Source organism: Streptomyces sp. NPDC059874 (assembly GCF_042731135.1).
GTDB lineage: Bacteria > Actinomycetota > Actinomycetes > Streptomycetales > Streptomycetaceae > Streptomyces.
The window spans coordinates 26,437-41,462 of record NZ_JBHWJY010000043.1 but is presented as its reverse complement, the minus strand read 5'-3'; the positions used below and the strand labels follow the sequence as shown (position 1 = coordinate 41,462).

17 protein-coding genes are annotated in these 15,026 nt (G+C 69.2%); 16 read left to right on the top strand and 1 reads right to left on the bottom strand.

Annotation, left to right across the window (positions count from 1 at the left end):
* Nucleotides 1-79: 79 nt before the first annotated feature.
* Nucleotides 80-955 (bottom strand): glucose-1-phosphate thymidylyltransferase RfbA, encoded by an 876-nt coding sequence (rfbA, locus tag ACFV9H_RS23930; RefSeq protein WP_385401609.1) that lies wholly within the window; start codon nt 953-955, stop codon nt 80-82.
* A gap of 90 nt (nt 956-1,045) precedes the next feature.
* On the opposite strand from rfbA, the gene ACFV9H_RS23925 reads away from it, so the two are divergent.
* From ACFV9H_RS23925 to rpsC, 16 genes are all read left to right on the top strand, one after another.
* Nucleotides 1,046-1,195 carry a hypothetical protein gene (locus ACFV9H_RS23925; RefSeq protein WP_385401607.1) on the top strand — a complete coding sequence of 50 codons (150 nt, stop codon included), beginning with the start codon at nt 1,046-1,048 and terminating at the stop codon, nt 1,193-1,195.
* Entirely contained in the window at nt 1,192-2,103 is a 912-nt protein-coding gene (gene rfbD / locus ACFV9H_RS23920) for a dTDP-4-dehydrorhamnose reductase (RefSeq protein ID WP_385401605.1), read from the top strand. The genes ACFV9H_RS23925 and rfbD overlap by 4 nt, the downstream gene beginning before the upstream one ends.
* A gap of 141 nt (nt 2,104-2,244) precedes the next feature.
* Entirely contained in the window at nt 2,245-2,646 is a 402-nt protein-coding gene (locus ACFV9H_RS23915) for a DUF2304 family protein (RefSeq protein ID WP_385401603.1), read from the top strand.
* Nucleotides 2,643-3,449: a glycosyltransferase family 2 protein gene (locus tag ACFV9H_RS23910; protein ID WP_385401600.1), complete on the top strand. Its 807-nt coding sequence runs from the start codon at nt 2,643-2,645 to the stop codon at nt 3,447-3,449. The genes ACFV9H_RS23915 and ACFV9H_RS23910 overlap by 4 nt, the downstream gene beginning before the upstream one ends.
* 10 nt (nt 3,450-3,459) lie before the next feature.
* Nucleotides 3,460-4,344, top strand: coding sequence for a glycosyltransferase family 2 protein (locus ACFV9H_RS23905; protein ID WP_385401597.1), 885 nt, complete (start codon nt 3,460-3,462; stop codon nt 4,342-4,344).
* A 92-nt stretch (nt 4,345-4,436) separates the two neighbouring features.
* A complete protein-coding gene (locus tag ACFV9H_RS23900; protein ID WP_385401595.1) occupies nt 4,437-6,260 on the top strand; it encodes an ArnT family glycosyltransferase in 1,824 nt (607 codons plus the stop codon).
* A 118-nt stretch (nt 6,261-6,378) separates the two neighbouring features.
* A complete protein-coding gene (locus ACFV9H_RS23895; protein ID WP_385401592.1) occupies nt 6,379-8,970 on the top strand; it encodes an N-acetylmuramoyl-L-alanine amidase in 2,592 nt (863 codons plus the stop codon).
* 84 nt (nt 8,971-9,054) lie between these two features.
* Nucleotides 9,055-10,191, top strand: coding sequence for a hypothetical protein (locus ACFV9H_RS23890; protein WP_385401590.1), 1,137 nt, complete (start codon nt 9,055-9,057; stop codon nt 10,189-10,191).
* Nucleotides 10,192-10,678: 487 nt separating this feature from the next.
* Nucleotides 10,679-10,987: a 30S ribosomal protein S10 gene (rpsJ, locus tag ACFV9H_RS23885; RefSeq protein ID WP_003948644.1), complete on the top strand. Its 309-nt coding sequence runs from the start codon at nt 10,679-10,681 to the stop codon at nt 10,985-10,987.
* Between the two features lie 14 nt (nt 10,988-11,001).
* Entirely contained in the window at nt 11,002-11,646 is a 645-nt protein-coding gene (gene rplC, locus ACFV9H_RS23880; protein ID WP_007265899.1) for a 50S ribosomal protein L3, read from the top strand.
* 4 nt (nt 11,647-11,650) lie between these two features.
* Nucleotides 11,651-12,301 carry a 50S ribosomal protein L4 gene (gene rplD, locus ACFV9H_RS23875; protein ID WP_031152736.1) on the top strand — a complete coding sequence of 217 codons (651 nt, stop codon included), beginning with the start codon at nt 11,651-11,653 and terminating at the stop codon, nt 12,299-12,301.
* Complete coding sequence (rplW, locus tag ACFV9H_RS23870) at nt 12,301-12,624, top strand: 50S ribosomal protein L23 (RefSeq protein WP_007265901.1); 324 nt, start codon at nt 12,301-12,303, stop codon at nt 12,622-12,624. Before rplD ends, rplW begins: the two co-directional genes overlap by 1 nt.
* Nucleotides 12,625-12,663: 39 nt before the next feature.
* Nucleotides 12,664-13,500 carry a 50S ribosomal protein L2 gene (gene rplB, locus ACFV9H_RS23865; protein ID WP_007265902.1) on the top strand — a complete coding sequence of 279 codons (837 nt, stop codon included), beginning with the start codon at nt 12,664-12,666 and terminating at the stop codon, nt 13,498-13,500.
* Between the two features lie 12 nt (nt 13,501-13,512).
* On the top strand, nt 13,513-13,794 hold the full coding sequence (rpsS, locus tag ACFV9H_RS23860; protein ID WP_249767356.1) for a 30S ribosomal protein S19: 282 nt from the start codon (nt 13,513-13,515) through the stop codon (nt 13,792-13,794).
* A gap of 43 nt (nt 13,795-13,837) precedes the next feature.
* Nucleotides 13,838-14,185, top strand: coding sequence for a 50S ribosomal protein L22 (rplV, locus tag ACFV9H_RS23855; protein ID WP_007265904.1), 348 nt, complete (start codon nt 13,838-13,840; stop codon nt 14,183-14,185).
* Complete coding sequence (rpsC, locus tag ACFV9H_RS23850; protein WP_363060139.1) at nt 14,185-15,024, top strand: 30S ribosomal protein S3; 840 nt, start codon at nt 14,185-14,187, stop codon at nt 15,022-15,024. The genes rplV and rpsC overlap by 1 nt, the downstream gene beginning before the upstream one ends.
* Nucleotides 15,025-15,026 lie beyond the last annotated feature (2 nt).

The window sequence follows — 15,026 nt, the reverse complement described above, 5'->3', positions numbered from 1 at the left end:
ACCCCGTACGCACGGGTTGCGGCCCTCTTCCCGTATGCTGGCGGGTCGGCTCACGCGGAGCGAATCGGCCGGCGGAACCTCATCGGGCGTCCTCCTCGGCGAGCAACTGCAGCAGGTAGTCGCCGTAGCCGCTCTTCCTCAGCGGTTCGGCCAGCTCGCGCAGTCGCGCGGAGTCGATCAGGCCCGCCCGCCAGGCGGCCTCCTCGACGCAGCCGATCTTGAAGCCCTGGCGCTCCTCGATCACGCGCACGAACTCCGAGGCCTGGACCATCGAGACGAAGGTGCCGGTGTCGAGCCAGGCCGTACCCCGGTCGAGGACGGTCACGTTCAGTTCGCCGGCCTGGAGGTAGGCGTCGTTGACGGCGGTGATCTCCAGTTCGCCGCGGGCGCTGGGCTTCAGGCCGCGGGCGATCTCGACGACGCGGTTGTCGTAGAAGTACAGGCCCGGCACCGCGTAGCGGGACTTCGGCTTGACCGGCTTCTCCTCGATGGAGACGGCCTGGCCCTTCGCGTCGAACTCGACGACGCCGTACGCCGTCGGATCCGCCACCGGGTACGCGAACACCCGGCCGCCCTTGGCGCCGGTGTGCTGCGCGAGGCGGGTGCCGAGGCCGCTGCCGTGGAAGATGTTGTCGCCGAGGATCAGCGCGACGGACTCGTCGCCGATGAAGTCGGCGCCGAGGACGAACGCCTGGGCGATGCCCTCGGGGCGCTCCTGGACGGCGTACTCCAGCCGCAGGCCGAGCTGCGAACCGTCGCCGAGCAGCCGCTCGAACTGGTCGCGGTCGTCCGGGGTGGTGATGATCAGGATCTCGCTGATCCCGGCCATCACCAGGGTGGAGAGGGGGTAGTAGATCATCGGCTTGTCGAAGACGGGCAACAGCTGCTTCGAGACTGCCCGGGTCAGCGGCCAGAGTCGTGATCCGGTGCCACCGGCCAGGAGGATTCCGCGCATGGAGCAGGCCTAAGGGAGAGGGGTGTGGGGGAGTCGGGCTCGTGACACGCCGTTCCGGGGGCCGCGAGACTCCTCTAGACTCCTCGTATTATGCGCATCCTCGTGACCGGCGGCGCCGGCTTCATCGGATCAGGATTCGTCCGCAACCGGCTCGACAAGGAAGTCGCGACGGCCACCGGCCACCCCGGGCACACCGTCGCCGAGGCCGACGTCGAGGCGCCCCCGGCTGTGCGGGGATGACGGCGAACCCCGGCGCAGGGCGCTGGCTCGTCACGGGAGCCGCCGGAATGCTCGGCTGGGACGTCCTGACCGTGCTCGGCGATGCCGGGATCGAGGCCGTCGGCCTCGGCCATTCCGATCTCGACATCACCGACCCGGCCGCCGTGAGGGCAGCCGTCGAGGGTGTAGCGGTCGTGGTGAACTGCGCCGCCTGGACCGATGTGGACGGCGCCGAGACCGCCGAGGAAGCCGCCACCGCCGTCAACGGCACCGGCGTACGCCTCCTCGCGGAGGCCTGCGCCGCCGCCGGAGCGCGCCTGCTGCACATCTCCACCGACTACGTGTTGCCCGGCGACGCCTCGCAGCCGTACGACGAGGACGCCGCGACCGGCCCGGTCAACGCCTACGGGCGCAGCAAGCTGATCGGTGAGCAGGCCGTCGCCGAGCTGCTGCCGAAGGACGGCTACGTGGTCCGCACCGCCTGGATGTACGGCGAGCACGGCCCGAACTTCGTCGCCACCATGCTGAAGCTCGCCGCCCAGCGCGACACCCTCGACGTGGTCGACGACCAGCACGGGCAGCCCACCTGGTCCTACGTCCTGGCGGGCCGGCTGGTCGAGCTCGGCCTGGCCGCCCTGGAGGGCCGCGCCCCCGGCGGGATCTACCACGGCACCGCGAGCGGCCGGACCACCTGGATGGGGCTGGCGCGCGAGGCGTACCGGCTCAGCGGGCTCGATCCCGAGCGGATCCGGCCGACCACGTCGGAGGCGTTCGTCCGCCCCGCGGTCCGTCCGGCGTTCAGTGTCCTTGGTCACGACCGCTGGGCGGAGGCCGGGCTGGAGCCGCTGTCGGACTGGCGGGAGCAGCTCGCCGAGGCGCTCGCCCGACCGTCCTTCGCCGACCTGCTGCGATCGCCTTCCCAGGGCTGAGTCGGCGCGGGCCGGTCACCTTCATCCGAACGTCATCGGGTCGTGCCGGGACCGCGTTCCGGGGGGCTCTGGTGGCGTTATCAAGTGCCATATGCTTGTCCAACAATCGTTGGCCCCTTCGCGCGAAAGGCGCCGCCCGCAGTGCAACTCTCCGTCTTGACCTCGATCACGGGTCTACTGGTGTTGGGGTACATCCTCGAACTGCTGCGCCGTCAGCAACTGCGGGAGAAGTACGCCGCCATATGGCTCGCCATCGGACTGGTGGTCGCGCCGCTCGGGTTCGTGCCCGATCTGCTGGACCCGGTCGCCAGGAGCCTCGGCATCGCGTCGGGCGTCAGCCTCGTGCTGTTCGTCGGCTTCGTGCTGGTCCTGTTGGTCAGTCTGCACCTGAGCTGGGAGACCAGCCGGTTGGAGGCGGAGACCCGCACCCTCGCGGAGGACGTCGCGCTGATCCGCGCGCATCTCGTCCAGCAGGGCGGTTACCCCAGCACGTCGCCGCGCACGGAGGACTCCGGCGCCACCGAGGCACAGGTGAACTCGTGAACGACGGTCGTCGCGTTCTGATCATTCTTCCCGCCTGGAACGAGGAGGAGGGCCTGCCCTCCGTCCTGCGTGAGATCCAGGAGCAGCTGCCCTACGTCGACACCCTCGTGGTCGACGACGGCTCGGCGGACAACACCGCCGAGGTGGCCCGGGCGGCCGGCTCGGCCGTCGCCCAGCTGCCCTTCAACCTCGGCGTCGGCGGCGCGATGCGGCTCGGCTACCGCTACGCGCAGCAGCACGGCTACGACGTGGCGATCCAGGTGGACGCCGACGGACAGCACGACCCGGCGTACGTGCCGGCGCTGCTGGAGCGGCTCGCCGCCGGCGACGCCGACCTGGTGATCGGCGCCCGGTTCGCCGGCGACGGCGACTACCAGGTGCGCGGCCCCCGCAAGTGGGCGATGTCGCTGCTGTCCGTGGTGCTGTCGCGCATCACCCGGACCAAGCTCACCGACACCACCTCGGGCTTCCGCGCCTGCAACCGGCCGCTCATAGAATTCTTCGCCCGCTGGTACCCGGTGGAGTACCTCGGCGACACCATCGAGTCGATGGTCGGCGCGGCCCGCTCCGGCTTCACGGTCCGTCAGATCCCGGTCGCGATGCGGGAACGCACCACCGGCCGCCCGAGCGCCTCGCCGTTCAGGGCGATGGTCTACCTCACCCGGGCCGGCCTGGTGCTGCTGCTCGCGATGATCCGCCGGATGCCCGCGGAGCTCAAGGCGTTCACGCCCGGCTCCCCGGCGTACACCGCGTACCAGAAGCGCACCGCCGAGCTCGTCGGTCATGAGCTGACCAAGGCCTAGGCGGCTCACGATGTCGCGTTTCGAGATCCTCCTGCCGTACTACGGTGACGTCGCGCTGATGCGGGACGCGGTCCGCAGCGTGCTCGCCCAGGACGGCGACGACTGGCGGCTCACCGTGGTCGACGACGGCCGCGAGCCGGGGGTCCCCGAGTGGTTCGAGGGGCTGGCGGACCCACGGGTCCGCTACTTCCGCAACGAGGACAACCTCGGCGTGACCGGCAACTTCAACCGCTGCGTCGAACTGGCCGAGTACGAGTACCTGGTGCTCATGGGCTGCGACGACCTCATGCACCCGAACTACCTCCGGGTGGTGCGGGCGGCGGTCGAGCGCGAGCCGCGCGCGGCGATGATCCAGCCGGGCGTCCGGGTGATCGGCTCCGACGGCCTCCCGCACGACACGCTCGCCGACCGGACCAAGCGCAAGCTGTACGCGCCCAAGGGCCCGGGCCGGGCCCTGCTCGGCGGCGAGGAACTGGCCTCCTGCCTGCTGCGCGGCAACTGGCTGTACTTCCCCTCGATCTGCTGGCGCACCGAAGCGGTCAAGCGGTTCGGCTTCCGCGCCGACCTGACCGTGATCCAGGACCTCGCCCTGGTGGTCGACCTGCTGGTGGCGGGGGAGACCCTGGCCACCACGCCGGAGGTCTGCTTCAGCTACCGCCGGCACGCCGCGAGCGAGTCCTCGGCCAAGGCGTACACCGGCCACCGCTTCGAGGAGGCCAAGCGCTTCTTCGTGGAGACCGCCGACCGTCTCGACCGGCACGGGTGGCCGCGCGCCGCGAAGGTCTCCAGGCGCCACCTCTCGTCCAGGCTGCACGCGCTCACCCTGCTGCCCGCCGCCGTCAAGTACGCCGGTCGATCCGGGGCCGGTGCCATGCTGCGCCACGCCACGCGCTGAGCGCACGGCTCGCCGAAACCCTGCGGGGCGCCGCGCCGCGCCGCACGACCGAATCCGTCCACAACGGACATCTCACGGAAGTGTGACCTGTCATGACGCCACTGGCCCCCATGTCCCCGGCCGAGCCGGAGACCGAACGGACCTCCGGGGACTCCTCGGCGGACGCCGGTACCCGGGCGGGGTGGTGGCACGCCCGGTGGGTGGTGCCGGTCTCTCTCGTGGTCGGATACGTGCTCAACGTGCTGTTCCGGCTGTCGCTCGTCACCGAGCAGGACTACCCGATGGTCACCCCGGACGAGTCGAACTACCTCGTGATGGCCAGGATCCTGGCCGGCCTGCCGACCACCGAGACCCCCAACGACGTGGTGCTCCCGGCCGGCTATTCGCTGCTCATCTCGCCCGCTCTGTGGATCAGCCAGGAGCCGGTGTTCGCCTACCACCTGATCATGGGCATCAACGCCCTGCTCAGCTGCCTGGTGCTGCCGCTGGGGTACTGGGCGATGCGCCGGCTGAACGTTTCCAAGCCGGTGTCGTTCGTCGCCGCCTGCGCGGCGGTGCTGCTGCCCCCGGTGGCCTTCTACTCCCAGTTCGCGATGGCCGACACCCCGCTGCCGGCCCTGGTGCTGGCCTGGCTGATCGGCCTGCACGGCCTGTTCTCCGAGGGCAACCGACGGCGCCGGATCAGGTTCGGCCTGCTGGGCTCCTTCGCCGCCGGATACTGCCTGCTCACCCATGACCGGGGCGGCGTGATCATCGCGCTGACCGGTGTGGTGCTGCTGGTGGCGCTGGTCCTGAAGTGGGCCCCCCGGATCGCCACCGCGCTGGGGCTGGCCGTGCTGGCCGTCATGTTCGTCGTCAAGCAGCTGATGACCGCCTGGCTGATGCCGCGGATCGACGGCGCCCAGGCGAGCTATGTCGGCAACGTCGTCTTCGAGACGCTGCAGGACACCCGCCTGATGCGCCGCACCGTCATGCGGGTGATCGGGCACATCTGGTACTTCATGACCAGCACCTGGGGTCTCGGCGCGCTGACCCTTGTGGTCTGCGTGTACGCCGTGTTCAGCTCGCGCTTCACCCGGGCGAACCGGGTGCTGGCCTTCCTGATGGTCGCGCTGCTCGGCGGCATCGCCCTGGCGGCGGCCGCCGGCCTTCCCGAGGACCACCGGATCGACACCATCGTCTACGCCCGCTACCTGTCCCCGCTGACGGTGGTGTTCGTGCTGGTCGCGGTGGCGGTGCTGTTCCACATCCGCGGCTGGAAGAAGATCGCCGCACTCGGGGCCGCCTCCGTGGGCGTGACGCTGGCGCTGACGGCGGCGGTGCTCCACATGGCGAGCCGTGAGCTCCCCAAGTCCGTGTTCATCCTGTGGGGCCTGCCCGACGCGACCTTCCTCTCCAGCCTGTGGTCGGACGACTGGACCCGGTTCCACGGGGCGCGCACCACCGCGGTCGCCCTGATCGTGTTCGCCGTCCTGCTGGCGCTGCGCCTGCTCGGCGGCAGCCGCCGCATCGCGCTCGCCACCGGCGCCGTCGGGGTGGCGGCGGCGGTTTTCGCCGGCTGGGGGACCGTCTCCATCACCGACCACGTCACCGTGTCCAACAGGAAGTGGAGCTACAGCGACGCCACCGGGTTCCTCAAGCAGGCGGGCCTGCGGCCCGACGACCGGCTGGTGATGGACGAGTCGTTCCGCTGGCAGACCAGGGTGACGATGAACTACGAGCTGCTCGAAGGCCGGGTCTGGACCCGCGCCCTGAACGGGAACGAGGCTCCGCCGGCCGAGGCCAACGTCGCCGCACTCGCCCTCGACCCCAAGGCGCAGGCCACCGACAGCTGGCGCAACCCGCCGGCCGGCTGGCACATCGACCGTGTGGTCCGCGTGCAGGGTGAGGGCGGCGTGATCTGGCGTCGCGACTGACGCGAACCGGACCCCGGTGGGTTCCCCGACAACTGGTGCCAGTAGCATCCGCCCGTTCGAAGGTGTCACCCGGTTGGCTCGAAAGCATGGGTTGGGGAACAAGTTGAAACTAGGACGAGTGCGTGGGACGGCTCTCGCCGCCGCGCTCGGTGTCGTAGCGGTACTCGGGTTCCAGGGAGCGGCCAACGGCTTCGGTACGGACGCGGACGAGAACGCGGGCGCCCGGTACGAGGCCTCCGGCAAGGCGAACGCTCCCGTCGAGGGCAAGGTCCACAAGCTCGCGCTGAAGCCGAAGGGGACCGGCAAGGCCGTGCTCTCCCAGCAGGACACCAAGCCCTTCGGGCTCCTCGGTGTCTCCTGGAAGAACCCCGACGCCGCGGTGCAGGGAACCATCGAGGCCCGCACCCGGGACGCGGAGTCCGGCAAGTGGTCGAAGTGGGTCACCCTTGAGGTGGCCAAGGCCACCATGGACGGCAAGCGTCCGGGGCTGAAGGGCGCCACCGAGCCCGTCTGGGTCGGTCCCTCCGACGGCGCCGAGGTACGGGTGGGCGGCGGCGCGGCCGAGCTCCCCGAGGGCATGGAGTTGAACCTGGTCGACCCGGGTACCGCCAAGCCCAAGAAGAAGGGCGACCTCGCGGTCGCCCCGGTCGCCTTCGCCCTCCCGGCGGCGGTGGACCCGCTGCCCACGCCGCCGACGGTCCCCGGCCCCGATTCCACGGCGCCGAAGCCGAACGTGGTCCTGCGCAAGGACTGGGGCGCGGACGAGACCCTGAACAACGAGGGCCCGATCTACCTCGCCGGCGGCAAGATCAAGGCGGCCTTCGTCCACCACACCGCGGTCGCCACGCCGTACGAGTGCAGTGAGTCCGCGGCCATGGTCCGCAGCCTGCACAAGTACCACGTGGAGGTCAACAAGTGGCGTGACCTCGGCTACAACTTCCTCGTCGACAAGTGCGGCACGGTCTTCGAGGGCCGCCAGGGCGGCGTCGACCAGCCCGTGCACGGCGCGCACACCTTCGGCTGGAACTCCGAGGCGACCGGCATCGCCGTCCTCGGCGACTACACGAGCCAGGGGGCCTCGGCCGCCGCGCTCGACGCCGTCGCGCAGGTGGCCTCGTACAAGCTCGGCCAGTACGACGGGGACATCAACGGCACGACGAAGCTGGTCGCGGGCGCCACGCAGACGAACTTCTTCGGCACCTCCTTCACCGAGGGCCAGTCGTACGACTTCAAGACGCTCTCGGGCCACCGGGACGCCTTCAACACCCAGTGCCCGGGCAACTCGCTGTACCCGCAGCTGGGCACGATCCGGCAGGCCGGCCCCGCCGCGAAGCTGAAGATCACCAACGTGAACGGTTCGGTGCCCCAGTCGGGCACCCCCGTGGAGACCCCCGGCCCGGTGTCGCTCAACTGGTCGACCAGCACGAACAGTGCCCTGGTGACCAAGTTCGAGCTGCTGGTCGACGACAAGCCCGTCGCGACCACCGCGGGCACCGCGACCCAGGCCTCGACCACGCTGGCCCTCGGCAGCCACCAGCTCCAGGTCCGGGCGACCACGACGAACGGCAAGGTGTCCACCAGCCTTCCGGTGACCGTCGTGGCGGCGGTCAAGGACATCAAGTTCGTGCCCGTCACCCCCAAGCGCCTGATGGACACGCGTGAGGGCCTGGGCGTCCCGCTGCAGAAGGTCGCCGGCGGCACCTCGGTCACCCTCCCGGTCACCAGCGCGGGCATGAACAACGTGACCGCGGTCGTCCTGAACGTGACGGCGACGAACCCGACGCAGGCGAGCTTCGTATCGGTCTACCCGAACGGGACCACCCGCGCCGACGCCTCGAACCTGAACTTCACCGCCGGCCAGACGATCCCGAACCTCGTGGTCGTGCCGGTCGTCGACGGGAAGGTCGCCTTCTACAACCACGCGGGCACCGTCGACCTGATCGCGGACATCACCGGCTACTTCACCTCGAGCGGTGAGGGCGCCACGCAGACCAGCTACGGCCCGACGCGTCTGATGGACACGCGTGAGGGCCTGGGCGTCGCGCAGCAGAAGGTCGCAGGCGGTACCGCGGTCAGCCTCAGCATCCCGGTCGCCGACGCCAAGGCCGTCGTGCTCAACGTGACGGCGACGAACCCGACGCAGGGCAGCTTCGTGTCGGTCTACCCGGGCGGCACGACCGAGCCCCGTCCCACGGCGTCGAACCTGAACTTCACGGCGGGCCAGACGATCCCCAACCTGGTGATCGTCCCGGTCAAGGACGGGAAGGTCAGCTTCTACAACCACCTCGGCAGCGTCGACCTGATCGCGGACATCACCGGGTACTTCTCGGACAGCACCGCGGGCTCGACGCACACCAACATCGGCCCGAAGCGCCTCATGGACACCCGTGAGGGCCTGGGCGTCGCGCAGGGCAAGGTCAACGGGGGCACGTTCGTCACCCTCCCGCTCGCGGGCGTGGACGGGATCCCGGCCACCGGGGTCACCGCCGTCGTGCTCAACGTGACGGCGACCAACCCGACGCAGGCGGGCTTCGTGTCGGTGTTCCCGAGCGGAACGGAGCGCCCCGGCGTCTCCAACCTGAACTTCACGGCGGGCCAGACGATCCCGAACCTGGTGATCGTTCCGGTCAAGGACGGGAAGGTCAGCTTCTACAACCACTCGGGCGGCGTCGATCTGATCGCCGACATCACCGGGTACTTCAGCAAGTGACCTAGCAGCGGAATCAGCACACGTGAGAGGCTCCGCACCGGACGGTGCGGGGCCTCTCGCACGTTCAGGAACTCAGGGTGGGGAATGGGCACGACGAACGAAGGACACGGGGACGGGCGGGGGCCCTCCGACGAGGAGTGGAACCGGTTCATGGAGCAGGCGGCCGCAGGGGAGGGCAGCGCTCCGAGGGAGCCGTCCGCGCGGGCGCGGATGGTGACCGAGCGGCTGCGGCACCAGCAGGACCCGCCGGGCTGGCGCACCGGCCCGGCGTGGCAGGAGATGCGGGGCCGCGGCAGGCGGAGGCGGCGCCTCAAGGCCGCGCTCGCCGTCGTCGTCATCGCGGGGGTCGCACTGATCGCCGTACGGCCGGAGCTGGTCATCGACCGGATCACGGGCAAGACGCAGGCCCGTGAGGACGCCAGGAACGCGGGCCCGCTGGCCGCGGAGACGGCGCGCCCGACCGCGCCGCCGCCGTCGGTGGACCCCGATGCCCCGACCTTGCAGGAACCTTTCCGCGGCTCCCCGGCCCTCCAGTGGGCGGACGGCGCCGCCGGCATCGAGCTGCCCGCGGCCGAGGCCGTCGGAGGAATGTCCCAGGAGAAGGTCGCCGACGCGCTGGCGAAGGCCAAGCAGTTCCTGGTGGCGACCAATCTCGACCCGGCGGCCCTGCGCGGCGAGCGCCCTGCGGCGGCGCTGGCCCTGCTGGACCCGAAGGACGACGAGACGTCGGCCCTCGTGGACAAGTCCCTGGCCAAGCCGGGCAAGGAACAGGACCCCCTCAGCCTGATCACCCGGTACAACCCGGCCGAGCTGAAGCTCGTGGGCGACGTGGTCAAAGTGCGCGGCCGGATGTGGCTGGAGCCCGGCAAGGAGGCCGGCCAGGCCAACGTGCTGGCCGACTTCACCTTCGTGTATCCGCTGGTGAAGGCCGCGGCGGGCGCGGACCAGGTCGAGCGGACCATCGTGCGCCGCGAGATCACCTTCTCGATCGCCGACCCCCGCAAGTGGGAGGCGACGGCCGGCCGGCTCTGGCTGGACACGTACCGCGTCGACATCGCGAACAGCGCGTGCGACGTGTACGACGGCTACGTGCACCCGGCCTTCGACGCGGACCCGGTGACCGGCGCGACGCCCTCCGGAACGCCCGAGGACCCGTACGACCGGAGCAAGAGCATCGACGCGACCCGCCAGGAAGGCTGCGGCAGCGTGTCCCGGTCCTGACCGGGGAGACGACAGGGCCTGGGGAGATACCCCGCGCGGGGGACATGGGTGCGGCGGTTTGACCACTCAGCGTGGCGGGGTATTCTCTTCGGCCCGATTGGCCAGGTACGTGCCTCGTATGGCAGACTACTCAAGTTGCTCGGCTGAGTGCCGATGCTGCGCGCCTCCCGCCGGGAGGACCGGAAGCGAGTCCCACAGTACTCGTCGTCCTTAATCTGCCTTCCGGGGCAGCAATGGGGGCGGACGTACGGGAATCTTCTGGGAAGTGTCAGCACGGCGCCCACCAGGCGCTCGGTGGGTGTTTCTCCCCCGAAACGCGGTCACAGGGACCGCACCCCCTTGGACGAGGGAATTTCCGTATGGGAATTTTCTGTAGAGGGAGTGCGACACGCCCGACCGCGTGGGTCGGAGAGAAGCCGCAGGATCCGTCCCGCAGCCGACCGAGAGCCAGAGCGTTTCCACATAGAGACAGGACTACGGAGTAGCCATGGCGGGACAGAAGATCCGCATCCGGCTCAAGGCCTACGACCACGAGGTCATCGACTCCTCGGCGAAGAAGATCGTCGAGACGGTGACGCGCACTGGTGCGTCGGTCGCGGGCCCGGTGCCGCTGCCCACTGAGAAGAACGTGTACTGCGTCATCAAGTCGCCGCACAAGTACAAGGACTCGCGCGAGCACTTCGAGATGCGCACGCACAAGCGCCTGATCGACATCCTCGACCCGACCCCCAAGACCGTTGACTCGCTGATGCGCCTGGACCTTCCGGCCGGCGTTGACATCGAGATCAAGCTCTGAGAGGCGTCGAGAAGATGGCAAAGCAGATCAAGGGCGTCCTGGGCGAGAAGCTCGGCATGACCCAGGTCTGGGACGAGAACAACCGTGTCGTCCCGGTGACCGTGGTCAAGGCCGGACCCTGCGTCGTTACCCAGGTCCGTACGAACGACATCGACGGCTACGAGTCGGTCCAGATCGCCTTCGGCGAGATCGACCCGCGCAAGGTGAACAAGCCCCTCAAGGGCCACTTCGCCAAGGCCGACGTGACCCCCCGCCGCCACCTGGTGGAGCTCCGCACCTCCGACGCCAGCGAGTACACGCTCGGCCAGGAGATCACTGCTGAGGTGTTCGAGTCCGGCGTCAAGGTTGACGTCACGGGCAACAGCAAGGGCAAGGGCTTCGCCGGTGTCATGAAGCGGCACAACTTCCGGGGCCTCGGCGCCGGTCACGGTGTGCAGCGCAAGCACCGCTCCCCCGGTTCGATCGGTGGCTGTGCCACCCCTGGGCGTGTCTTCAAGGGCATGCGCATGGCCGGTCGCATGGGTAACGAGCGCGTCACCACCCAGAACCTGACCATCCACGCGGTTGACGCGGAGAAGGGTCTGCTGCTCATCAAGGGCGCGGTCCCCGGTCCGAACGGCGGCCTCGTCCTGGTCCGTACCGCGGCCAAGGGGGCTTGAGGTAATGAGCACCATTGACATCCTTTCGCCGGCAGGCGACAAGGCCGGTACCGTCGAGCTCCCCGCGGAGATCTTCGACGCGAAGACCAGCGTTCCGCTGATCCACCAGGTCGTTGTCGCCCAGCTGGCAGCTGCCCGTCAGGGCACGCACAAGACCAAGACCCGTGGCGAAGTCCGTGGTGGTGGCCGCAAGCCGTACCGCCAGAAGGGCACCGGCCGCGCCCGTCAGGGTTCGACCCGCGCTCCGCAGTTCGCAGGCGGTGGCGTCGTCCACGGCCCGCAGCCGCGTGACTACTCGCAGCGGACCCCCAAGAAGATGAAGGTCGCCGCCCTCCGCGGTGCCCTCTCGGACCGTGCGCGTCACTCCCGCATCCACGTCGTCACCGGCGTGGTCGAGGGTGCCGCCTCCACGAAGGCCGCCAAGACGCTGTTCGGCAAGATCTCGGAGCGCAAGAACCTGCTCCTGGTCGTCGAGCGTGCCGACGAGGCCGCGTGGCTGTCCGCCCGCAACCTGCCCCAGGTTCACATCCTGGAGCCGGGCCAGCTGAACACGTACGACGTGATCGTCTCTGACGACGTGGTCTTCACTCAGGCCGCGCTCGAGTCCTTCGTGTCTGGCCCCAAGGCCGACGAGACCGAAGGGAGCGACGCCTGATGTCTGAGGCGACCGTTACCAGCAAGACCTTCACCGACCCGCGCGACCTGCTGATCAAGCCGGTCGTCTCGGAGAAGAGCTACGCGCTGCTGGACGAGAACAAGTACACGTTCATCGTCGCGCCCGGCGCCAACAAGACCCAGATCAAGCAGGCCGTGGAAGCGGTCTTCTCGGTCAAGGTCACCGGGGTCAACACGATCAACCGTCAGGGTAAGCGCAAGCGCACCAAGACCGGTTTCGGCAAGCGCGCCAACACCAAGCGCGCCATCGTGACCCTTGCCGAGGGCAACCGTATCGACATCTTCGGCGGCCAGGCCTCCTAACGGAGGTCTAGTCGTCCGGAATCGGACGAGGACTGAGAAATGGGTATCCGCAAGTACAAGCCGACGACCCCGGGCCGTCGTGGCTCCAGCGTCGCCGACTTTGTCGAGATCACGCGGTCCACGCCGGAGAAGTCGCTGGTCCGCCCCCTGCACAGCAAGGGCGGCCGTAACAACACCGGTCGTGTGACCGTTCGCCACCAGGGCGGTGGCCACAAGCGCGCCTACCGCGTGATCGACTTCCGTCGTCACGACAAGGACGGCGTGCCGGCCAAGGTCGCGCACATCGAGTACGACCCCAACCGCACTGCGCGCATCGCGCTGCTGCACTACGCCGACGGCGAGAAGCGCTACATCATCGCGCCGCGCGGTCTGCAGCAGGGTGACCGGATTGAGAACGGCCCGACGGCCGACATCAAGCCGGGCAACAACCTCGCGCTTCGCAACATCCCGGTTGGTACCACGATCCACGCGATCGAGCTCCGCCCCGGTGGCGGCGCCAAGTTCGCGCGCTCCGCTGGTGCCTCCGTGCAGCTGCTGGCGAAGGAGGGCGTGATGGCCCACCTTCGTATGCCGTCCGGTGAGATCCGTCTCGTCGACGCGCGCTGCCGCGCCACGGTCGGCGAGGTCGGCAACGCCGAGCAGTCGAACATCAACTGGGGCAAGGCCGGCCGCATGCGCTGGAAGGGCGTTCGCCCGACCGTCCGCGGTGTCGCGATGAACCCGGTTGACCACCCGCACGGTGGTGGTGAGGGCAAGACCAGTGGTGGTCGCCACCCGGTCTCCCCGTGGGGTCAGAAGGAGGGTCGTACTCGCTCGCCGAAGAAGGCTTCGAGCAAGTACATCGTCCGCCGCCGCAAGACGAACAAGAAGCGCTAGGAGCGGGTTTAGATGCCGCGCAGTCTCAAGAAGGGACCCTTCGTCGACGACCACCTCGTAAAGAAGGTGGACGCTCAGAACGAAGCTGGTACCAAGAACGTCATCAAGACCTGGTCCCGTCGCTCGATGATCATCCCGGCGATGCTGGGTCACACCATCGCGGTGCACAACGGCAAGACGCACGTCCCGGTGTTCGTCACCGAGTCGATGGTCGGCCACAAGCTCGGCGAGTTCTCGCCGACTCGCACCTTCCGCGGCCACGTCAAGGACGACCGGAAGTCGAAGCGCCGCTAAAGGCGGGGTGGTTACGACTATGACTTACACCGAAGGGACAACCATGGAAGCCAGGGCCCAGGCGCGGTACATCCGCGTCACGCCCATGAAGGCCCGCCGCGTGGTGGACCTTATCCGTGGCATGGATGCCACGGAGGCTCAGGCGGTCCTGCGTTTCGCCCCGCAGGCCGCGAGCGTGCCGGTTGGCAAGGTGCTGGACAGCGCCATTGCCAATGCCGCACACAACTACAACCACCCGGACGCCTCCACGCTGGTCATCAGCGAGGCGTACGTGGACGAGGGCCCGACCCTGAAGCGGTTCCGTCCGCGTGCGCAGGGCCGTGCCTACCGGATCCGCAAGCGGACCAGCCACATCACCGTGGTCGTCAGCAGCAAGGAAGGTTCCCGGTAATGGGCCAGAAGGTAAACCCGCACGGGTTCCGGCTCGGCATCACCACCGACTTCAAGTCGCGTTGGTACGCCGACAAGCTGTACAAGGACTACGTCAAGGAAGACGTCGCCATCCGTCGGATGATGACGTCCGGCATGGAGCGCGCCGGCATCTCGAAGGTTGAGATCGAGCGCACCCGTGACCGCGTGCGTGTGGACATCCACACCGCCCGTCCCGGCATCGTCATCGGCCGCCGTGGCGCCGAGGCCGACCGCATCCGCGGTGACCTCGAGAAGCTCACGGGCAAGCAGGTCCAGCTGAACATCCTCGAGGTCAAGAACCCCGAGCTCGACGCTCAGCTGGTTGCCCAGGCCGTTGCCGAGCAGCTCTCCTCCCGCGTCTCCTTCCGTCGTGCCATGCGCAAGAGCATGCAGGGCACCATGAAGGCCGGCGCCAAGGGCATCAAGATCCAGTGTGGCGGTCGCCTCGGCGGCGCCGAGATGTCCCGCTCCGAGTTCTACCGCGAGGGTCGTGTGCCGCTGCACACGCTGCGCGCGAACGTGGACTACGGCTTCTTCGAGGCCAAGACCACCTTCGGCCGTATCGGTGTGAAGGTCTGGATCTACAAGGGCGACGTCAAGAACATCGCCGAGGTTCGCGCCGAGAACGCTGCGGCCCGTGCGGGTAACCGCCCGGCCCGTGGTGCCGGCGCTGGCGACCGTCCCGCCGGCCGTGGTGGCCGTGGTGGCGAGCGCGGCGGCCGTGGTGGCCGCAAGCCGCAGCAGGCTGCTGGTGTCGAGGCCCCCAAGGCCGAGGCTCCCGCCGCCGCTCCGGCTGAGAGCACCGGAACGGAGGCCTGACC